The sequence below is a fragment of the Streptomyces rugosispiralis genome (assembly GCF_024505145.1).
Taxonomy (GTDB): Bacteria; Actinomycetota; Actinomycetes; order Streptomycetales; family Streptomycetaceae; genus Streptomyces; species Streptomyces rugosispiralis.
In genome coordinates, this window is the sequence record NZ_JANIAA010000011.1 from 44,953 (window position 1) to 64,003 (window position 19,051).

General features: G+C 72.2%; 20 protein-coding genes and 1 pseudogene. 14 read left to right on the forward strand and 7 right to left on the reverse strand.

The window, feature by feature from the left end; all coding sequences use genetic code 11:
* Positions 1-20: 20 nt before the first annotated feature.
* From NP777_RS19120 to NP777_RS19130, 3 genes are read left to right on the forward strand one after another with little or no spacing between them, the layout of a single operon-like run.
* Positions 21-446, forward strand: a complete 426-nt coding sequence (locus NP777_RS19120; protein ID WP_256651375.1) for a GNAT family N-acetyltransferase — start codon at positions 21-23, stop codon at positions 444-446.
* Between the two features lie 52 nt (positions 447-498).
* Positions 499-1,845, forward strand: coding sequence for a hemolysin family protein (locus NP777_RS19125; RefSeq protein ID WP_256651376.1), 1,347 nt, complete (start codon positions 499-501; stop codon positions 1,843-1,845).
* Positions 1,842-2,846 carry a hemolysin family protein gene (locus NP777_RS19130; RefSeq protein WP_256651377.1) on the forward strand — a complete coding sequence of 335 codons (1,005 nt, stop codon included), beginning with the start codon at positions 1,842-1,844 and terminating at the stop codon, positions 2,844-2,846. The genes NP777_RS19125 and NP777_RS19130 overlap by 4 nt, the downstream gene beginning before the upstream one ends.
* A 22-nt stretch (positions 2,847-2,868) precedes the next feature.
* Here NP777_RS19130 and NP777_RS19135 read toward each other — a convergent pair whose 3' ends face one another.
* Together NP777_RS19135 and NP777_RS19140 are read right to left on the reverse strand one after the other, a co-directional pair.
* Positions 2,869-3,123, reverse strand: coding sequence for a hypothetical protein (locus NP777_RS19135; RefSeq protein WP_374103284.1), 255 nt, complete (start codon positions 3,121-3,123; stop codon positions 2,869-2,871).
* 90 nt (positions 3,124-3,213) lie between these two features.
* A complete protein-coding gene (locus NP777_RS19140; protein ID WP_256651378.1) occupies positions 3,214-3,438 on the reverse strand; it encodes a hypothetical protein in 225 nt (74 codons plus the stop codon).
* Between the two features lie 66 nt (positions 3,439-3,504).
* Here NP777_RS19140 and NP777_RS19145 point away from each other — a divergent pair, with 66 nt between their 5' ends.
* The 3 genes from NP777_RS19145 (at position 3,505) to mug (ending at position 6,345) form a co-directional block, all read left to right on the forward strand.
* Positions 3,505-4,275 carry an SGNH/GDSL hydrolase family protein gene (locus NP777_RS19145; RefSeq protein ID WP_256651379.1) on the forward strand — a complete coding sequence of 257 codons (771 nt, stop codon included), beginning with the start codon at positions 3,505-3,507 and terminating at the stop codon, positions 4,273-4,275.
* 85 nt (positions 4,276-4,360) lie between these two features.
* Positions 4,361-5,794, forward strand: coding sequence for an adenylosuccinate lyase (gene purB / locus NP777_RS19150; protein WP_256651380.1), 1,434 nt, complete (start codon positions 4,361-4,363; stop codon positions 5,792-5,794).
* A gap of 8 nt (positions 5,795-5,802) precedes the next feature.
* A complete protein-coding gene (mug, locus tag NP777_RS19155; protein WP_256651381.1) occupies positions 5,803-6,345 on the forward strand; it encodes a G/U mismatch-specific DNA glycosylase in 543 nt (180 codons plus the stop codon).
* A gap of 67 nt (positions 6,346-6,412) precedes the next feature.
* On the opposite strand, the gene NP777_RS19160 is transcribed toward mug, so the two are convergent.
* Positions 6,413-7,033, reverse strand: a complete 621-nt coding sequence (locus tag NP777_RS19160; RefSeq protein WP_256651382.1) for an L-threonylcarbamoyladenylate synthase — start codon at positions 7,031-7,033, stop codon at positions 6,413-6,415.
* 107 nt (positions 7,034-7,140) lie between these two features.
* Positions 7,141-7,581 (reverse strand): hypothetical protein, encoded by a 441-nt coding sequence (locus tag NP777_RS19165; RefSeq protein WP_256651383.1) that lies wholly within the window; start codon positions 7,579-7,581, stop codon positions 7,141-7,143.
* Positions 7,582-7,731: 150 nt separating this feature from the next.
* On the opposite strand from NP777_RS19165, the gene NP777_RS19170 reads away from it, so the two are divergent.
* On the forward strand, positions 7,732-8,952 hold the full coding sequence (locus NP777_RS19170) for an ROK family protein (RefSeq protein WP_256651384.1): 1,221 nt from the start codon (positions 7,732-7,734) through the stop codon (positions 8,950-8,952).
* Between the two features lie 62 nt (positions 8,953-9,014).
* Here NP777_RS19170 and NP777_RS19175 read toward each other — a convergent pair whose 3' ends face one another.
* The gene (locus tag NP777_RS19175) at positions 9,015-9,758 is read right to left on the reverse strand and encodes a GntR family transcriptional regulator (RefSeq protein ID WP_210945396.1); all 744 of its coding nucleotides are present in this window, start codon (positions 9,756-9,758) and stop codon (positions 9,015-9,017) included.
* A gap of 201 nt (positions 9,759-9,959) precedes the next feature.
* Between NP777_RS19175 and NP777_RS19180 the strand changes: the two genes are divergently transcribed.
* The 6 genes and pseudogenes from NP777_RS19180 to NP777_RS19205 form a co-directional block, all read left to right on the forward strand.
* Positions 9,960-10,706, forward strand: coding sequence for an SDR family oxidoreductase (locus NP777_RS19180; RefSeq protein WP_256651385.1), 747 nt, complete (start codon positions 9,960-9,962; stop codon positions 10,704-10,706).
* A 223-nt stretch (positions 10,707-10,929) separates the two neighbouring features.
* Positions 10,930-11,760: an alpha/beta fold hydrolase gene (locus NP777_RS19185; protein ID WP_256651386.1), complete on the forward strand. Its 831-nt coding sequence runs from the start codon at positions 10,930-10,932 to the stop codon at positions 11,758-11,760.
* Between the two features lie 159 nt (positions 11,761-11,919).
* Positions 11,920-13,512, forward strand: a complete 1,593-nt coding sequence (locus tag NP777_RS19190) for an alkaline phosphatase D family protein (RefSeq protein ID WP_256651387.1) — start codon at positions 11,920-11,922, stop codon at positions 13,510-13,512.
* Between the two features lie 113 nt (positions 13,513-13,625).
* A complete protein-coding gene (locus NP777_RS19195) occupies positions 13,626-14,159 on the forward strand; it encodes a DUF1990 family protein (RefSeq protein WP_256651388.1) in 534 nt (177 codons plus the stop codon).
* Positions 14,160-14,282: 123 nt separating this feature from the next.
* Positions 14,283-15,560: a GNAT family N-acetyltransferase gene (locus NP777_RS19200; RefSeq protein WP_256651389.1), complete on the forward strand. Its 1,278-nt coding sequence runs from the start codon at positions 14,283-14,285 to the stop codon at positions 15,558-15,560.
* Positions 15,561-15,751: 191 nt separating this feature from the next.
* Positions 15,752-15,976 (forward strand): annotated as a pseudogene (locus NP777_RS19205) (leucine zipper domain-containing protein); the annotation flags it as partial.
* On the opposite strand, the gene NP777_RS19210 reads toward NP777_RS19205, so the two are convergent.
* Together NP777_RS19210 and NP777_RS48535 are read right to left on the reverse strand one after the other, a co-directional pair.
* The gene (locus NP777_RS19210; protein ID WP_256651390.1) at positions 15,892-16,857 is read right to left on the reverse strand and encodes an RNA-guided endonuclease InsQ/TnpB family protein; all 966 of its coding nucleotides are present in this window, start codon (positions 16,855-16,857) and stop codon (positions 15,892-15,894) included. The pseudogene NP777_RS19205 and the gene NP777_RS19210 overlap by 85 nt on opposite strands.
* The gene (locus NP777_RS48535; protein WP_391858540.1) at positions 16,745-17,137 is read right to left on the reverse strand and encodes a helix-turn-helix domain-containing protein; all 393 of its coding nucleotides are present in this window, start codon (positions 17,135-17,137) and stop codon (positions 16,745-16,747) included. Before NP777_RS48535 ends, NP777_RS19210 begins: the two co-directional genes overlap by 113 nt.
* A 206-nt stretch (positions 17,138-17,343) precedes the next feature.
* On the opposite strand from NP777_RS48535, the gene NP777_RS19215 reads away from it, so the two are divergent.
* On the forward strand, positions 17,344-19,026 hold the full coding sequence (locus tag NP777_RS19215) for a DUF885 domain-containing protein (RefSeq protein WP_256651391.1): 1,683 nt from the start codon (positions 17,344-17,346) through the stop codon (positions 19,024-19,026).
* Positions 19,027-19,051 lie beyond the last annotated feature (25 nt).

The following is a 19,051-nucleotide window of genomic DNA, read 5'->3' on the forward strand; positions in this document are numbered from 1 at the left end:
CCCGATGGTGGGATACGACCATGAACGATCTTCGGATACGGACCGCGGCCCCCGCCGACCTCGACACCGTGCTCGCCTTCTGGAAGGAGGCGGCGGAGGGCACCAGCATCAGCGACGACCGGGCCGGGGTGGCCCGGCTGCTCGACCGCGACCCGGAGTCGCTGCTGCTGGCCGAGCGCGACGGCGCGCTCGCCGGGACCGTGATCGCCGGTTTCGACGGCTGGCGCTGCCATCTGTACCGGCTGGCCGTCCATCCCGGGCACCGCCGCCGCGGCGTGGCGACGGCCCTCCTGACGGCGGCCGAGGAGCGGTTCGCGGCCCTGGGCGGACGGCGCGGGGACGCGATGGTGCTCAACGAGAACGAGCCCGCCCACCACGCGTGGAGCGCGGCGGGCTATGAGCCGCAGCCGCAGTGGAGCCGCTGGGTCAAGCCGCTGCGCCGCTGACCCCGGCGGCCCTCCCGGGCGCGGCGCCCTAGCATGGGACAGAGGTGAACCGATGACCGAAGTCCTCCTCCTGGCCGTGGCGGTCCTGCTGGCGCTGGCCTGTGGCGCCTTCGTCGCGGCGGAGTTCTCGCTGACCACGGTCGAGCGCGGCGAGCTGGAACTCGCGGCCGGGCGCGGGGAGCGCGGCGCGGCCGGGGCGCTGAAGGCCGTACGGAGCCTCACCTACCAGCTCTCCGGCGCGCAGCTCGGCATCACCGTGACCAATCTGGTCGTCGGCATGCTGGCCGAGCCGTCCGTCGCGGCCCTGCTGGCCGGACCGCTCACCGCGATCGGTGTGCCCGCGTCGGCCGTCCGCTCGACCGCGCTGGTGCTCGGCACCTTCCTGTCGACCGTCGTACTGATGGTCGTCGGCGAGCTGGTGCCCAAGAACTGGGCGATCTCCCGGCCGCTGCCGGTCGCCAAGGCCGTGGCCACCCCGCAGCGCGTCTTCAGCTCCGTCTTCCGCCCGCTGATCAGTCATCTCAACAACACCGCCAACCGCACCGTGCGCCGGATGGGCCTGGAGCCCGCCGAGGAGCTGGCCTCCGCACGCGGCCCGCAGGAGCTGATCGCCCTCGCCCGGCACTCGGCCAAGGAGGGCGCGCTGGAGAAGGGCACCGCCGAGCTGTTCGTCCGCACCCTCAACCTCGCCGGGCTCACCGCGCAGAACGTGATGACGCCGAGGGTGCGGGTGGTGGCGCTGGACGTACGGGCCACCGCCGAGGACGTGGCCAACGCGACCCGCGCCACCGGGCTGTCCCGCTTCCCCGTCTACCGGGGCAGCCTGGACACCGTGGCCGGGCTCGTCCACATCAAGGACGTGCTGGCGGTCCCGCCCGAGGAGCGGCCCCGCCGCCCGGTGTCGGAGGTGATGCGCGACGCGGTGTTCGTCCCGGAGCCGCTCACCGTGGACCGGCTGCTGGACCGGCTCTCGGACCAGCGCAGCATGGCCGTGGTGATCGACGAATACGGCGGTACGGCCGGAGTCGTCACCCTGGAGGACATCGTCGAAGAGGTCGTCGGCGAGGTCCGCGACGAGCACGACCCGCATGAGACCGCCCAGCTGATCCCCATGGGCCGGGACCCGGAGGGCCATACGCTGTACGACGCGGACGGCGCGGCCCGCGTCGACCAGCTGGAGCGCATCGGGCTGCGGGTGCCCCCGGGCCCGTACGAGACGCTGGCCGGGCTGATCGCCACCGAGCTGGGCCGGATCCCGGCCGTCGGCGACACCGTCGAGCCGGCGGACTGGTCCGTGGAGGTGCGGAAGGTGACGAGCCACCGGGCGGCCCGGGTCCGGCTGCGGGCGCCGCTGCGCGGCGACGGGGTGCGCGGGGCCGAGGGGGCGACGGGCCGATGACCGTTCTCCAACTGCTGATCGGCCTGCTGACGCTGGTCCTCAACGCCTTCTTCGTGGGCGCGGAGTTCGCCCTGATCTCGGTGCGCCGCAGCCAGATCGAGCCGCGTGCCCAGCACGGCGACCGGCGGGCCAGGGCCGTGCTGTGGGGCCTGGAGCACCTCTCCGCGCTGCTGGCCGCGGCCCAGCTCGGGATCACGCTGTGCACGCTGGTGCTGGGCGCCGTGGCGGAGCCGGCCATCGCGCATCTGCTGGAGCCCTTCTTCCATGTGGTGGGTCTGCCGCTGGGGCTGGTGCACCCGATCTCGTTCGTGATCGCGCTGACCCTGGCCACGTATCTGCACATGCTGTTCGGCGAGATGGTGCCGAAGAACGTGGCGCTGGCCGAGCCGGTGCGCACCGTGCTGCTGCTCGGTCCGCCGCTGGTCGCCCTCGCCCGCGCCCTGCGCCCGGTGATCTTCGGGGTGAACGCCCTGGCCAACGGGGTGCTGAAGCTGTTGCGCGTGGAGCCCAAGGGCGAGGTCGCGGCCACCTTCTCCGATGACGAGCTGGCCCGGATCGTCTCCGACTCCAGCGAGGCCGGGCTGCTGGACGACCGCGCCACCGAGCGGCTGCGGGACGCGCTGGAGCTGGGCCGGCGGCGGGTGCGGGACGTGGTGCTGCCCATGGACCGGGTGATCAGGGCGCGGCTCGGGGTGACCCCCGACGAGCTGGAGCGGCTGTCGGCACGCACCGGCTTCTCACGGTTCCCCGTGGTGGACGACTCCGGGCGGATCCTGGGCTATCTGCATGTGAAGGACGCGCTGGACGCACGGCCCCGGGAGGTGCCGTTCCGCCCCGATCAGCTGCGCCCGATCCCCCGGGTGCGGTCGCTCACACCGCTGGACGACGTGCTCACCGCGATGCGCGACAGCCGTACCCATCTCGCGGCGGTCATCGCCGCGGACGGACGGCTGGAGGGGCTGGTGACCATGGAGGACGTACTGCGCGAGCTGGTGGCCTGAGCGCCCCTGCCCGCCCGTCCGGTCATTCCTCGGTGCGTCTGGACTCATGGGCGATGATGCACGCCTGCCAGTGGGCCAGCGCCTCCTCCCGGCCGCCGCCGCCCTCCTCGGCCACCGCCACCAGCGCATGGGCGGCCATCGCGGCGAGCCGCACCGCGACCCGGCACACATCGCGGGTATCGAGCGGCTCCAGGAGGGCGGCGGCGCCCTCCCCGTCGTCGGCGAGCGCGGCGGCGACGATGGCCATGGTCGTACGGTCGCATTCGAAGGCATCCACGCCGACCAGACTGCCCCGCCGCGCGGCGCGCGGAACCCCGGGCGGTCCAACCGGTCCAACAGCGGCCCCGGCCGGACGGCCGCGCGAGGCTCAGCGGCGGGGGCCGGAACCGGGACCGGGCCGGGCGCCCATCGGGTCGTAGCGGAAGATCACGTACTCGACCCGTCCGATGACCTTGGTGCGGTTCGTCCGCCGGTACAGCTCGGGTGGCCGGAAGATGTTGTCGTCGTAGATGTCCGCGCCGGGCTCCACATTCCAGCCGGCGGTCGTCCCGTTCCGCGCTCCGCCCTCGAAGTAGATGTGGGTCATCGCCATGCGGCTCATCATGCTCGCGCTCGGCGGTCCACGCAGCCCACGCACCGGGATAGGATCGCCCGAGCCATGCAGACGAACATCACCTACAGCAGCTTTGTCGCCCTCGGCGACTCCTTCACCGAGGGAATGTCGGACGCGCTTCCCGACGGCACCTACCGAGGCTGGGCGGATCTGCTCGCCGGGCGGCTCGCGGCCCGAAGCCCCGGGTTCCGCTACGCCAATCTCGCCGTACGCGGCAAGCTCATCGGGCAGATCGTCGAGGAGCAGACGGGCCCGGCGGCGGCCATGGGCGCCGATCTGGTGACCCTGGTCGGCGGGCTGAACGATGTGCTGCGGCCGAAATGCGATGTGGACCGGGTGTGCGAACTGCTGGAGGAGGCCGTCGAGCGGCTGGCGCCCAGCTGCAAGCGGCTGGTGCTGATGCGCAGCCCGGGGCGGCGCGGACCGGTGCTGGAGCGGTTCCTGCCCCGGATGGAGCGGCTGTTCGCCTTCATCGACGAGTTGGGCGCACGGCATGACGCGACCGTCGTGGACCTGTACGCCTCCGAGGCCGTCGGGGACCCCCGGATGTGGCACGAGGACCGGCTGCATCTGAACGCCGAGGGCCACCGGCGGGTCGCCGAGGCCGTATGGCAGGCGCTGGGCCTGGAGCCGGAGGAGGACTGGAACGCGCCCCTGCCGCCCGCGGCGCCCGTCGGGTGGCTGACCCGCCGCACCTCGGATGCGCGGTTCGCCCGCCAGCACCTCGGGCCGTGGATCGGCAGGCGGCTGACCGGCCGTTCCTCGGGCGACGGGCGGGCCCCCAAGCGCGCCGAACTGCTGCCGTACGAGGACTGATCCAGCAAGCGCGGCCCCGGGCCGTTCGGCGGGGTCCCTCGGCCACCGGTCTGGCCTGCGAGGACGGCCAGTAGACTCTGTGCACGTGACTGGTAAGCCGCGCATTCCGAACGTCCTGGCCAACCGCTACGCCTCCACGGAGCTGGCAGTCCTGTGGTCCCCCGAGTACAAGGTGACGCTGGAGCGGCGGCTGTGGCTCGCCGTGCTCCGCGCCCAGAAGGACCTCGGAATCGAGGTGCCGGACGCCGCCCTCGCCGACTACGAGCGGGTCCTGGAGACCGTCGACCTGGCCTCGATCGCCGAGCGCGAGAAGGTAACCCGCCACGATGTGAAGGCCCGCATCGAGGAGTTCAACGCCCTCGCCGGCCATGAGCACGTCCACAAGGGCATGACCTCGCGCGATCTCACCGAGAACGTGGAGCAGCTCCAGATCCGGCTCTCCCTGGAGCTGGTGCGGGACCGTACGGTCGCGGTGCTGGCCCGGCTCGGCAAGCTGGCCGCCGACCACGCCGAGCTGGTGATGGCCGGCCGGTCGCACAATGTCGCGGCGCAGGCCACCACGCTCGGCAAGCGGTTCGCCACCGCCGCGGACGAGCTGCTGGTGGCGTACGAGCGGCTGGAGAACCTGCTGGGCCGCTATCCGCTGCGGGGCATCAAGGGCCCGGTCGGCACCGCGCAGGACATGCTGGACCTGCTCGGCGGCGACGCGTCGAAGCTGGCCGAGCTGGAGCGGCGGATCGCCACCCACCTGGGCTTCGGGCAGGCGTTCACCTCCGTCGGCCAGGTCTATCCGCGCTCGCTGGACTACGACGTCGTCACCACGCTGGTGCAGCTGGCCGCGGCCCCGTCCTCGCTGGCCAAGACCATCCGGCTGATGGCCGGGCACGAGCTGGTGACCGAGGGCTTCAAGCCCGGCCAGGTCGGCTCGTCCGCGATGCCGCACAAGATGAACACCCGATCCTGTGAGCGCGTGAACGGCCTCGCGGTGATTCTGCGCGGCTACGCCTCGATGACCGGTGAGCTGGCGGGCGACCAGTGGAACGAGGGCGATGTCTCCTGCTCGGTGGTGCGCCGGGTCGCGCTGCCGGACGCGTTCTTCGCCTTCGACGGGCTGCTGGAGACCTTCCTGACCGTGCTCGACGAGTTCGGCGCCTTCCCCGCCGTCATCGCCCGTGAGCTGGACCGCTACCTTCCCTTCCTCGCCACCACGAAGGTGCTGATGGGAGCCGTACGGGCCGGGGTGGGCCGCGAGGTCGCGCATGAGGCGATCAAGGAGCACGCGGTCGCCGCCGCCCTCGCGATGCGGGAGCAGGGCGCCGAGCGCAACGAACTGCTCGACTCGCTCGCCGCCGATGAGCGGATCCCGCTGGACCGGGCCGCGTTGGGCGCGCTGATGGACGACAAGCTCTCCTTCACGGGCGCGGCCGCGGACCAGGTGGGCGCGGTGGTCGCCCGGATCGAGGAGATCGTCAAGGAGCGTCCGGAGGCCGCCGGCTACGCCCCCGGCTCGATCCTCTGACGCGGGCGATGACCCCCGACGAACTGGAGGCCGCCCGCGACCGCATCGTCCCCGATGTGGTCGGGGACGGTCTGCGGGTCCTCTTCTGCGGCATCAACCCCGGGCTGATGACCGCCGCCACCGGCCACCACTTCGCCCGCCCCGGCAACCGGTTCTGGCCCGTCCTGCACGCGTCGGGGTTCACCCCCCGACGGCTCGATCCGTCCGAGCAGTCGGAGCTGGTGCGCTATGGGCTCGGCATCACCAATGTGGTGGCGCGGGCCAGCGCACGGGCCGACGAGCTGACCCACGAGGAGTACCGGGAGGGCGGCCGGATCCTGGAGGAGAAGGTCCGCCGCCTGCGGCCGCACTGGCTCGCGGTGGCGGGCGTCACCGCCTACCGGGTCGCGTTCGGCGACAAGAAGGCGAAGATCGGGCCGCAGACGAGGACCATAGGCGACACCCGGATCTGGGCCCTGCCGAACCCCAGCGGGCTCAACGCGCACTGGACGCTGCCCACCATGGCGGAGGAGTACGGCCGGCTGCGCATCGCCGCCGAGGCGGAGGGCTAGGCTGCCACCTTGCCGAAGCAGGCAGACCCGCACACGAGCCCCCCTCGGGAAGACTCCGTCGGCGCGGTCATTCGAACCGTGCTGTGTCGCCCGCCCCTCGACGTACGATCTCGGCTTCGCCGCCGGACAAGTCGATGACCGTGGTCGGCTCGGTGCCGCAGTCACCCGAGTCCACCACGGCGTCCACCACGTGGTCGAGCCGTTCTTTGATCTCCCAGCCCTGCGTCATCGGCTCGTCCTCATCGGGCAGGAGCAGGGTGCTGGAGAGCAGCGGCTCACCGAGGTCGGCGAGCAGGGCCTGAGTGGCGGCGTGGTCAGGAATCCGGACTCCGACCGTCTTTTTCTTCGGGTGCAGCAGCTGCCGCGGCACCTCCTTCGTCGCCGGGAGGATGAAGGTGTAACTGCCGGGCGTCGCTGCTTTGATCACGCGGAACACGTCTTTGTCGACGTGCACGAACTGGCCCAGCTGCGCGAAGTTCTGGCACACCAGCGTGAAGTGGTGACGCTCGTCGAGGTTCCGGATCGACCGGATCCGGCCGATGCCGTCACGATTGCCCAATCGGCATCCCAGTGCGAAGCAGGAGTCCGTCGGGTAGGCGATGAGCGCGCCGGAGCGGATCATGTCGGCCACATTGCTGATGGTGCGCTGCTGTGGATTTTCGGGGTGGACATCGTAGTACTTCGCCATCCGCCGAGCCTATGCGATGCCTACGCGATGCCTATGCGATGCCTATGCGATGCCTACGCGATCAGGACGCCCCGGTCGTTCCGTGCCCCGGACCGCCGGCGGGGGCGTCATATCGTCCCCTCCTCCCCTATCGCCACCAGCAGCTGGAACGGCAGCTCGCGGTCGCCCTGCCCGACCCCCAGCCCGACCCAGCGGCCGTCGACGCGCCAGACGCGCAGCTCGGGTACGTAACCGCACAGGGTGTCCAGCGGGGGCGGGACGGGCTCGCCCATCCCCGAACGCTCCAGGGAGTCGGTGAGGTCGAGGACGTCGGGGGCGCCCCACCGTAAGGTCAGCACCTGGTCCAGCACGCCCAGCTCGGCCTCGAACTCCTCCAGCACCTCCTCGACCCGGGTCAGATCCGCGTCCCAGAAGTCCTCGCTGACGCGGAGGTCGGCGACATGGAAGCCGGGGCCGCTCGCCACCCGTCCGTCGGCGGTCCGCTGCGCGGGGAAGTCCCGCACGCGCAGCTGGTCGATCGTGGCCACATGGTCCGCCGTACTGGTCATGGTGTCAGTAAACCGTGTAGGTCGGACATCTGGCCGCCCGTCAGTTGACCAGCGCGACGGCCGGGCGGCCCGAGGCCGGCAGGAGGCACTCGCCGCCTCCGAGTCCAGCGGATACGATCCGGCAGATACGCACTGGGAGGGAGGCCGACGTTGGGGCAGCTCACCGGCGGGGATCCGTCTCTGCTGCGACGCATCAACTCCGCCGTGGTCCTGCACGCGCTGCGCGCGGCCACCGCGTCCGGCACCGCCACCGGGAGTGGCCAGGACGAGACGGGCGGCTGCGCCGGGAGCGCGAGCCTCACCGATCTGACCCGGGTGACCGGGCTGTCCAGGCCCACCGTCGAGGGGGTGATCGACGGACTGGCCGGCAGCGGTCTGGTGGTCGAGGTGCCCGCCGAGGAGGGCGGTGTCCGCCGCCAGGGCCGCCCCGCGCGCCGCTTCCGCTTCCGGGCCGAGGCCGGGCATCTGCTGGGCATAGAGATAGGGGCGCACCGGGTGGCCGCGCTCCTGTCGGACCTCGACGGACACCCGCTCGGCTCGATCGTGCGCGAGGTGTCGGAGAAGGCGTCCGCGGACGAGCGGCTGGAGCGGGTGCGCACCACCGTCGCGGATCTGCTGCGGCGCGCCGGGGTGGCCCGGTTCTCGCTGCGCGCGGTCGGGGTGGCCAGCCCCGGCGTCGTCGAGGCCGACGGCACCGTCCATCTGTGCACCGCGCTCCCCGGCTGGACCGGGCTGCCCCTGGGCGAGCGGCTGCGGCGGTCCTTCCGCTGTCCGGTGCTGGTGGAGAACGACGCGAACACGGCCGCGGTGGCCGAGCACTGGAAGGGCGCGGCGGCCGGTTCGGACGATGTGGTCTTCGTGCTGGCCGGGTTGAGCCCGGGGGCCGGGTCGTTGATCGGCGGTCGGCTCCACCGCGGCTTCGGCGGCGCGGCCGGGGAGATCGGGGCGCTGCATCTGCTGGGCCAGGAGGCCGCCCCGGAGGAGGTGCTCTCCACGACCGGGGAGCCGCTGAACCCGCTGGACGAGGCGCAGGTGGCGCATGTCTTCGCGCTGGCCAGGGACGGCGACGAACGGGCGCGGGCGGCCGTGGACCGCTTCGTCCGCAGGCTGGTGCACGACACGGCGGCCCTGGTGCTGGCGCTGGATCCGGAGGTCGTGGTGGTGGGCGGCTGGGCCGCCGGTCTTGACGGGGTGCTGGCCCCGCTGCGCGACAAGCTGTCGCGCTACTGTCTGCGGCCCCCGCAGGTCGCGCTCTCGCTGCTCGGCGAGGCGGCGGTGACCACGGGGGCGCTTCGGCTGGCCCTGGACCATGTGGAGCAGGAGCTCTTCGCGGTCGACAGCACGGTGACGACCCGCCGGGCGAGCCGCTGAGTCGAGTCGCACGGGGGCCGTTTCGGGAGGCGTACGGAGCGGTGGCGTGGGGCGGGCCCGGATCAGCCGGCCAGCAGTTCCTCGCCCGCGTCGCCGAAGGTGAGCCGGCAGGTGTCGGCCCGGTACGTGGCCACCGCGACGGCCGCGGTGCGGCCCTGGGCCACATAGCGGGTGGTCACGAGGAGGACGGGGGCGCCGGGCAGCCGGTCGAGCTCCTTGGCGTCGTCCGCGCGGGCCGAGCCGAGCTCCACGGTCTGCTCACGGCCCTCCAGCTCCAGCCGGCGCAGCTCGCGCAGCACGGCGCGGGCGCGGGCCAGCCCGCTGGGGGTGTCGATGGCGGCGAGGCCGGGAACGGACTCGGACGGTACGTACAGCAGCTCGGCGGCGAGCGGCTGGCCGTGGCTCATCCGGGTGCGGCGCACCCGGTGGACCGGGGTGTCGGGGTCGATCTCCAGCAGCCGGGCGACCTCGGCGGGCGGGGCCACCTCGGTGCTGTCGACGGTCTGCCAGGTGTTCTCACCGGAGGTGTCGGTCCAGCCGTGGGCGTAGTCCCCGACGGCCACGCCGACGCGGGGCGGGGCGACGGTGGTGCCGACGCCGCGGCGGCGCTGCAGCCTGCCCTCCAGCTCGAGCTGCTCGAGGGCCTGCCGGAGGGTGGCGCGGGCGACGCCGAAGCGGGCGGCCAGCTCGCGCTCGTTGGGCAGGATCTCACCGACCGCGAACTCAGAGTCGAGCGCGTCGCTGAGCACGGTCTTCAGATGCCAGTACTTGGGCTCTGGCACCGATTCCAGCTGCGTGGTCCCCACCCTGTCCCCCTTGATTCCGACGGCCGATGGTCGCGCACGCCTTCACAGTTATGCGCGGCTTCTTTATTAAAGGTTGTTGCAGTATCAATGCGACCATAAGGCGGCGTGCGTACTTGGTCAAGACCAATCCCTGACCGGTTATCGTCGGTGACCGTCGGAACGAGAAGCGTCACGAGCGGGAGCTGAGCACATCTGATGGGCATGGACCAGGTCACGGTGGTCACGGGGGGCAGTCGCGGCATCGGCGCGGCGGTGGCGGTGCGGCTCGCGCGCACCGGGCACAGCGTCGCGATCGGCTACGAGCACGCGCGGGACGCGGCGGAGCGGTGGGCGGCGGCGGTGCGCGCGGAGGGTGTGCGGTCGATGGCCGTCCAGGCCGACACCAGCGACGCGGAGCAGGTCGAGGCGATGTTCGACCGGGTGCGGGAGGAGCTGGGCCCGATCACCGGTCTGGTCAACAACGCCGGGATCACCGGTCCGTTGGGCCGCTTCACCGAGACCTCACCGGAGGTGATGCGCCGCGTCGTGGACGTCAATGTGACCGGGGCCCTGCTGTGCGCCCGGCGCGCGGCGCGTGAGATGTCCACCCGCCACGGCGGGCAGGGCGGCGCCATCGTCAACATCTCCTCGGGCGCCGCGACGACCGGCAGCCCCGGGGAGTACGTGCACTACGCGGCCAGCAAGGCGGCGGTCGACGCGATGACCGTCGGACTGTCGAAGGAGCTGGCGGCGGAGGGGATCCGGGTCAACTCGGTCCAGCCCGGGATGACGCTGACCGACATCCACGCGCGGATGGGCGACCCCGAGCGGCCGTGGCGCGTCCAGGGGCGGGTGCCGATGGGTCGGCCGGGCGAGCCGGAGGAGATCGCGGGCGCGGTGGCGTGGCTGTTGTCGCCGGAGGCGTCGTACACGACGGGCGCGGTGCTGCGGGTCGCGGGCGGGCTGTAGCGGCGGCCGGGTTCGCGGTCGGCGGCGTGCTGTTGTCCGGGGTGTCGGGGGGCGGTTGCCGGGAGGCGGCTGTCGGCTGTCGGCTGTCGGCTGTCGGCTGTCGGCTGTCGGCTGTCGGCTGTCGGCTGTCGGCTGTCGGGTCTACCCTCCGGTAACTCTTGCTGACATGCTGTCTCATACGCCGCATGCGCCCGCCGGAACGCCGATCGTGAGGAGCCACCCGATGCCCGCGTCCCTCTCCTTCTCCGTCGCCACCCCCGGCGGCCCCCGCACCGCCCGGGTCGTCCACGAACGGCGCGGCGCGGGACGGCCGTTGGTGCTGCTGCACGGCATCGGCCACCACTGGCAGGCGTGGGAGCCGGTGCTGGACATCCTGGCCGTCGACCGCGATGTGATCGCCGTGGACCTGCCCGGCTTCGGGGCGTCGGACGCGCTGCCGGACGGCATCCCCTACGACCTCGACGGCGTCGTACCCGTGCTCGACGCGCTCTTCGAGGCCCTCGGCGTCAAGCGCCCCGACGTGGCCGGGAACTCGCTCGGCGGGCTGATCGCCCTGGAACTGGGCCGGCTCGGACTCGTACGGTCCGTCACCGCGCTGTCCCCCGCCCGGTTCTGGACCGAGGCCGAGCGCCGCTACGCCTTCGGCGTGCTGTCCGCGATGCGGGCCGGGGCGCGGGCGCTGCCGCCGCCGGTGGTGGCGTGGCTGGCCCGCGGCGCGGCCGGACGGGCCGCGCTGACCGGCGCCGTCTACGCCCGGCCCGCGCGGCGTTCACCGGACGCCGTCGTCGCCGAGACGCGGGCGATGCGCGAGGCGGTCGGCTTCGGCGCCACGCTGGCCGCCGGAAGCTCCGGGCTGTTCACCCACGACATCCCCGATGTCCCGGTCACCATCGCGTGGGGCTCGCGCGACCGGGTGATGCCGCGCCGCCAGGGCGTCCGCGCCAAGCGGGTGATCCCCGGCGCCCGGCTGGTCCGCCTCCCCGGCTGCGGCCATGTGCCCATGAACGACGATCCCGCGCTGGTCGCCCGCGTCATCCTGGACGGCAGCCGCTGACGGCCCCGCCCGCCTCCATACAGCACCCTCCGCGGCGCACGCGGGCGGGGTCCTACTTCGGCCGGCCGCACCGTTATTCACTGGGCGTTCGTAAAAGCGGCACCTTGCACCGATAACAAACACAACAGCACAGTGGTTCTACGAGCGACGGAGGGCACCATGGGGCGGGAATCGGGCAGAGGGATCGGGCGGCGCACGGTACTGCAGGGATCGGCGGCCGCGTCGGCGGCGCTCGCCGTACCCACCGTGGCATCGGCCGCCGCGTCGGCCGCGACCGGCGCGCCCGCCCAGGCGCTGTCGGGGCGTCCGAGCGCCCAGTGGGGCGTGCAGGTGGGCGATGTGACGACGTCGTCGGGGCTGGTGTGGGTCCGCTCCGACCGTCCGGCCCGGATGATCGTGGAGACCTCCGCGACCGAGTCCTTCGCGCGGGCCAAGCGCTGGCACGGCCCGCTGGTCGGCCCCGGCACCGACTTCACCGGGCGCACCGCGCTGCACGGCCTGCCCGCCGGGAGCCAGGTGCACTACCGGGTGCTGCTGGCCGACCCGGAGGACCCGCGCCGCACCAGTGAGCCGGTGCACGGCACGTTCCGTACGGTTTCCGAGCGCCGTAAGGGCGTGCGTTTCGTCTGGTCGGGCGATCTGGCGGGCCAGGGCTGGGGCATCAACCCCGACCACGGCGGCTACCGCATCTTCGAGGAGATGCGCCGCCGGGAGCCGGACTTCTTCCTGTCCAGCGGCGACAACATCTACGCGGACGGCCCGATGACGGAGACCGTCAAGCTGCCCGACGGCTCCACCTGGCGCAACCTCATCACCCCGGAGAAGACCAAGGTCGCCGAGACCCTGGACGAGTACCGCGGCAACTTCCGGTACAACCTGCTCGACCCCGCGCTGCGCCGGTTCCACGCCGAGGTGCCGACGATCACCCAGTGGGACGACCACGAGGTGCTCAACAACTGGTACCCGGGCGAGATCCTGGCCGACGACCGCTACACCGAGAAGAACGTCAACGTGCTGGCGGCCCGCGCACGCCAGGCGTTCGCCGAGTACTTCCCGATCACCACGCTGCGCCCCGACGCGAGCGGCCGGGTCTACCGGGTCCAGCACCAGGGCCCGCTGCTGGACGTCTTCGTGCTGGACTGCCGTACGTACCGCGACCCCAACTCGCCGAACCGCCAGCCGGAGGACGACCAGGGCATCCTCGGCGCCGAGCAGTTGGCGTGGCTCAAGCGCGAGCTGTCGCGGTCGCGCGCGGTGTGGAAGGTCATCGCCTGCGATATGCCGCTGGGTCTGGTGGTCCCGGACGGGAACACCGACTTCGAGGCCATCGCGCAGGGCGACCCGGGCGCCCCGCTCGGCCGTGAGCTCCAGATAGCCGAACTGCTGCGGCACATCAAGCACCGGAAGATCACCGGCACGGTGTGGTTGACGGCGGACGTCCACTACACCTCGGCGCAGCACTACGACCCGTCGCGGGCGGCGTTCAAGGACTTCGCGCCGTTCTGGGAGTTCGTCTCCGGTCCGCTGAACGCGGGCGCCTTCCCGGCGGTCAAGCTGGACGGCACGTTCGGCCCCGAGCAGCCCTTCGTCAAGGCGCCGACGGTGGCGAACGTCTCGCCCGCCGAGGGCTTCCAGTTCTACGGCGAGGTCGACATCGACGGCGACAGCGCCGAGATGACGGTCCGGCTGCGCGAGGACGGCGGCAAGGTGCTGTTCACCAAGGTGCTGCGGCCGGGTCTGGTCGGCCAGTAGCCGCGTTGTGCGGTGCGCGGCCCCGTACGGTACGTACGCCGACGGTGCCGCGCACCGTAAGGCCGCCGCGTTCCCGTGCCGCGCACCGTAAGGCCGCCGCGTACCGTACGGGCATGGGATCCAGCGACGCCCCCGGCCCGGCCTCCCGGCTCACCTATCCGGAGGTGGGCGCCACCCGGCGGTGGCCGCTGCCGTCCGGCTACCGCCATCTGCGGGTGCGGACCCGTGTCGGCCACGGGCGGGCCGCGTTCGAGGCGGCCGGGCGGGCGGTGCTGGACTGGCGGATGCACCGCGCGGTGGGGGTGTCGATCCGCGCCGCGGATCCGGTCGCCACGCCGGGGCGGCCGGTCGTGGTGGGCCTGGGAGTCGGGCGGCTGCGGCTGCGCGCCCCGTGCGAGGTGGTGTGGACGGTCGCGGAGGAGACGCGGACCGGCTTCGCGTACGGCACGCTGCCCGGCCATCCGGAGCGGGGCGAGGAGTCGTTCGTGGTGGAGCTGGAGCCGGATGGCTCAGTGGTACTGACGGTGACGGCGTTCAGCCGTTCGGAGTCCTGGTTCGGCCGGGCCGGAGGGCCGCTGGTGCCGCTCTTCCAGCGGGCGTACGCTCGGCGGTGCGGCAGGGTACTGCGCAGGTGGGCGGTAGGGTGACGGAATCTCAGGCTTCAACCTTTTGATTTCGGACAAAATAAGCTTCTATTACCAGATGCGCCCTTAACCCATAGGTCACAGTCTGTTCGTGATCAGGCAACACCTTTGCGCAAGGGTGTTTGCATGACATTTCGAGCGACCCCCGAGCCCCCTCACCGGCACCGCCCCCGCTGGCGGCACGATCTGGTCGCATGGTGGTCACGGCGCCAGGGCCACGCACCGCCGGGCGGCTCACCCTCGCCCGCGGCCGACGCCCACCCCGCCCACGCCGCGGGCGCCCCGGAGACCACGGCCCCCGAGGCCACCACACTGTGGCGGATGCGCACGACCGTACGGGACGAGCCGGGCGCCCTCGCCGCACTGTGCGCGGCACTGGCCGGGCACCAGGTCGACATCCTGGCCCTGCAGACCCACCCCCTGACGGACGGCACGGTGGACGAGTTCCTGCTACGCGCGCCCGAGACCCTCCCGTCCGACGGGCTGACCGACGCCGTCGCGGCCGCGGGCGGGCGTGACACCTGGGTCGAGCGGGCCGACACCCACGACCTGGTGGACGCGCCGACCCGGGCGCTGACCCTGGCCACCCGCACCGCCCTGGACGCCGCCGAACTCCCGCTCGCCCTGCGCCAGCTGTTCGGCCGCTGCACCATCCACTCCGTTCCCGCCAAGTCCCTCAGCGGACGGTCGCTGGACAGCACACCGCCCGCCGAAGGTGTCCTGGAGGAGACCGTGATGCGGCTGCGCGACCCGTCCGGCGGCGCGATCATCGTCGAGCGGCCCTATCTGCCGTTCACCCCCACCGAGTTCGCGCGGGCCCGCGCCCTGGTCGAGCTGGACGCCCGGCTCGGCCCGCGGATCCCGCACGACGGCGATGTGCTGACGCTGCCCGAGGGCAACGCCATCACCGTGCGCCGCGCCGACACCGGCGACCTGGCCGCCGCCCGCGAGATGCACGCCCGCTGCTCCTCCGCCACGCTCGGACTGCGCTACCACGGGCCGGTCGGCGACGCCGACCGCTACCTCGACCATCTGCTGAGCCCCCGCTTCGGCCGCACCCTGGCCGCGTACACCGCCTCCGGGCGGCTGGTGGCCCTCGGCCATCTGCTGTGGGACGGGGACGAGACCGAGGTCGCGCTGATCGTCGAGGACGAGTGGCAGCGCCGCGGGGTCGGCGGGGAGCTGCTGCGGCGGCTGGTGGCGATGGCGGCCGAGACCGGCTGCGAGAGCGTCTACGCCGTCACCCAGTCGGCCAACACCGGCATGGTCGCCGCGATGCGCGCCCTCGAACTGCCGCTGGACTACCAGATCGAGCAGGGCACGCTGGTGATCAGCGCCCGCCTCGACCCGGTACCGGCGCCCGAGCCGGCCCTTCCGCTGCCGGTCCCGCCGCACGCGCGCTGAGGCCGACCGGGGCCCCGTGCCCCGCCCGGCGGGCGTCCCGACCCGCCGGGCCGCCGTCAGAAGGGCCCTAGCTGTGCTGTCCGGGCACGTTGGTGACGGGCGACGCGCCGTGAGGGGTGCTTGAACGAGGCGAGGGCCTCTGGTTTCGGTGTGGATTGCGACATCTACCACCGGCACGCAGGAGGCCCTCGTTGATCCACCGTAACGCCCCGCTGACCCCGACCGGCAGGCTGCGTCTGGCCCGGTGTGTCGTCGACGACGGCTGGCCGCTGCGGCGGGCGGCCGAACGGTTCCAGGTCAGCCACACCACCGTCACCCGCTGGGCCCACCGCTACCGCCGATACGGCACCGCGGGCCTGCGCGACCGCTCCAGCCGCCCGCACCACTCACCCCGCCGGACACCGCCGGCGGTGGAGGTGCTGTGTCGGATGTTCACTCCCGCATTCCAGTCCCGGCAGTGCCGGACCTCGCAACTCGGGCACGTCCAGGTGCGGACGTGCAACGGCTTGGGGCCGTCGCGGTGTCCACAGGCGGAACATATCCGGGAGCTGGGGAAGTCCCGGGCGACCCTGACAAACTGCCGGGCCCTCCTGGCCGCCTTGTACTCCAGCAACATCACGAACTGGGACCAGCCCGCGTCGTGCACGCTCTTGGCCAGGCGGCCACGCGCCATTCCACTCACATTCAGGGTCTCCGTGAAGACGGCTTGGTTCTCGCTCGTCAGCTTGTGGGACCACGGGTGGTGGAAGTTCCGGCGCGCATCAGCCACGGCGGCGTGAGCGCGAGCGACCTTGATCCGGGCCTTGTCCCGGTTGTTCGATCCCTTCTTCTTCCGCGACACCTCCCGCTGCCGCTTCTTCAGCTTCTTCTCCGCCCTGCGCAGGTACCTCGGCGAAGCAATGTGCGAGCCGTCCGCGAGTACCGCGAATCGGGTCAGGCCGAGGTCGATGCCTTGATCGCCGTCGGCCGGAGGAAGCACGTCGGCGGCCGGGTCGATCTCTACCACGAAGGACACCCAGTACCGGCCGGACCGGTCCTTGATCAGCGTCACCGACGACGGAACCGAGGGAAGATCACGGGTCCACTTGATCCGCACATCGCCGATCTTCGGCAGCCTGAGCTTGCCACCGGCGAGGACTTTGAAGCGGTCGGAGAGAGTGAACCGTGCGGTCTGACGGTTGTCCTTACGGGACTTCCGGCGCGGTGGCTCCATCTTCGGGCCGTGGCGCTTGCCGACCTTGGAGTCCTCGTGAGCCTTCCAGGCTTTGTCCAGGTCGCGGAGAGTCTGCTGGAGCACACCGACCGGCGCGTCGGCGAGGAATGCCCGCTTGGGCGTCTTCTTCGCAGCGGTGATGAGCAGCTTGCCCAGCTCGGCGGCGTTCGGGATCGCCCAGTACGGGCCTTCGGCCGTGCGGTGCTTGGGGCGCCGAGCCGCTTGTTCGACACCTTGCGCGGCTTGTGATCGACAGAGCGTCGTTCCAGACCACGCGCTTGCACCCGAACACGCGGGCCGCGCTGATGCGCTGACCTGGCGCCAGGTAGGCGCGGTACTGGAAGCGGAGCTGCACAGCGATCACCTACTAAGTTAGGTTATAGCCGCCCATCAGAACATCTGTGCGGTTTGAAGTCCTGTATTCCCACGCCAGCATCGTGGTGGCGATGGCCGAGCCTCTGCTGCCGCCCGCCCGGGACGGCTCGGCAACCTCGTAGCACACCGCTGTTCCCATGCGTCACACCCCCGTGGTGCTGACGCCGCACCCCGGAACGTACGAGGATGGGCCGCATGTCCGATACCAAGAACGCTCCGCTGCCCCGTCAGGTCGCCGACAGCTATGTCGACGCCCTCATCGAACTCGACCCGATCACCGGCACCTACCTGGGCGTTCCCGAGAGTTCCCGGCGCCTTCCGGACTTCTCCCCCGAGGGGGCGAGGGCCATCGCCGACCTCGACCGCACCACGTTGGGCCGGCTGGCCGAGGCCGAGGCGCGCCCCGGCGCGGACAGCGACGCCGAGCGCCGCTGCGCCCGGCTGCTGCGGGAGCGGCTGACCGCCGAACTCGATGTGCACGAGGCCGATGAGCACCTGCGCGCGGTCAGCAATCTGAGCTCCCCGCTGCACTCGGTGCGCGGCATCTTCACGGTGATGCCCACCGAGACCGAGGAGGACTGGTCGGCGGTCGCGGCCCGGCTGCGCGCCGTACCGGCCGCGCTGGAGGGGTACCGCGCCTCGCTCGCCGAGGGGCTGCGGCGGAACCTGCCGGCCGGCCCCCGGCAGGTGGCCACGGTCCTCGAGCAGCTGGCCGAGTGGATCGGTACGGACGGCGGCTGGTTCGCGGACTTCACCGCCGAGGGCCCCGACGCGCTGCGCGGCGAGCTGGACGAGGCGGCCGTGGCGGCCACGGGCGCGCTGGCCGCGCTCCACGACTGGCTGCGGGACACCTACGCCCCGGCCATAGAGGGCGCGCCCGATGTGGTGGGGCGTGAGCGCTACCGCCGCTGGGCCCGGATGTGGAACGGCACGGACCTCGATCTGGACGAGGCGTACGCGTACGGCTGGTCGGAGTTCCACCGGATCCACGCCGAGATGCGCACCGAGGCGGAGAAGATCCTGCCCGGCGCCGACCCGTGGGAGGCGCTGCGCCACCTCGACACCCACGGCGCCCATATCGAGGGCGTCGAGGAGACCCGGGTGTGGCTGCAGGAGCTGATGGACGAGGCCATCGAGCAGCTCGACGGCACCCACTTCGACCTGGCCGAACGGGTCAAGCGGGTCGAGTCGATGATCGCCCCGCCGGGCAGCGCGGCGGCGCCGTACTACACCCAGCCGTCGGTGGACTTCTCCCGCCCCGGCCGGACCTGGCTGCCCACCATGGGCGAGACCCGCTTCCCCGTCTACGACCTGGTCTCCACCTGGTACCACGAGGGCGTCCCCGGTCACCATCTGCAGCTCGCCCAGTGGGCGCACGTCTCCGACCAGCTCTCCCGCTACCAGGCCACGGTCGGCATGGTCAGCGCCAACGCGGAGGGCTGGGCGCTGTACGCGGAGCGGCTCATGGACGAGCTGGGCTATCTGACGGACCCGGAGCGGCGGCTGGGCTATCTGGACGCGCAGATGATGCGTGCGCTGCGGGTGATCGTGGACATCGGGATGCACCTGGAGCTGGAGATCCCCGCCGATTCGCCCTTCCACCCCGGTGAGCGGTGGACTCCGGAGCTGGCGCGCGAGTTCTTCGGGCTGCACTGCGGCCGTCCGGCGGAGTTCCTCGACAGTGAGCTGGTGCGCTATCTGGGCATGCCGGGCCAGGCCATCGGCTACAAGCTGGGCGAGCGGGCCTGGCTGACGGGGCGGGAGGCGGCCCGTAAGGCGCACGGCGACGCCTTTGACGCGAAGAAGTGGCACATGGCGGCGCTGTCGCAGGGGTCGCTGGGGCTTGACGACCTGGTGGAGGAGCTGTCGGCGCTCTGAGCGCGGTGCGCTTCCGCGCTTGTAG

Bases quoted from the DNA above. Each gene is read 5' to 3' on its own strand.
- NP777_RS19215 (WP_256651391.1), top strand. From the start codon at position 17,344: ATGTCCGATACCAAGAACGCTCCGCTGCCCCGTCAGGTCGCCGACAGC.
- NP777_RS19160 (WP_256651382.1), bottom strand. From the start codon at position 7,033: ATGGCGAAGTACTACGATGTCCACCCCGAAAATCCACAGCAGCGCACC.
- NP777_RS19180 (WP_256651385.1), top strand. From the start codon at position 9,960: ATGGACCAGGTCACGGTGGTCACGGGGGGCAGTCGCGGCATCGGCGCG.
- NP777_RS19165 (WP_256651383.1), bottom strand. From the start codon at position 7,581: ATGACCAGTACGGCGGACCATGTGGCCACGATCGACCAGCTGCGCGTG.
- NP777_RS19145 (WP_256651379.1), top strand. From the start codon at position 3,505: ATGCAGACGAACATCACCTACAGCAGCTTTGTCGCCCTCGGCGACTCC.
- NP777_RS19120 (WP_256651375.1), top strand. From the start codon at position 21: ATGAACGATCTTCGGATACGGACCGCGGCCCCCGCCGACCTCGACACC.
- NP777_RS19185 (WP_256651386.1), top strand. From the start codon at position 10,930: ATGCCCGCGTCCCTCTCCTTCTCCGTCGCCACCCCCGGCGGCCCCCGC.
- NP777_RS19195 (WP_256651388.1), top strand. From the start codon at position 13,626: ATGGGATCCAGCGACGCCCCCGGCCCGGCCTCCCGGCTCACCTATCCG.
- NP777_RS19125 (WP_256651376.1), top strand. From the start codon at position 499: ATGACCGAAGTCCTCCTCCTGGCCGTGGCGGTCCTGCTGGCGCTGGCC.
- NP777_RS19200 (WP_256651389.1), top strand. From the start codon at position 14,283: ATGACATTTCGAGCGACCCCCGAGCCCCCTCACCGGCACCGCCCCCGC.
- NP777_RS19130 (WP_256651377.1), top strand. From the start codon at position 1,842: ATGACCGTTCTCCAACTGCTGATCGGCCTGCTGACGCTGGTCCTCAAC.
- NP777_RS19190 (WP_256651387.1), top strand. From the start codon at position 11,920: ATGGGGCGGGAATCGGGCAGAGGGATCGGGCGGCGCACGGTACTGCAG.
- NP777_RS19140 (WP_256651378.1), bottom strand. From the start codon at position 3,438: ATGGCGATGACCCACATCTACTTCGAGGGCGGAGCGCGGAACGGGACG.
- mug (WP_256651381.1), top strand. From the start codon at position 5,803: ATGACCCCCGACGAACTGGAGGCCGCCCGCGACCGCATCGTCCCCGAT.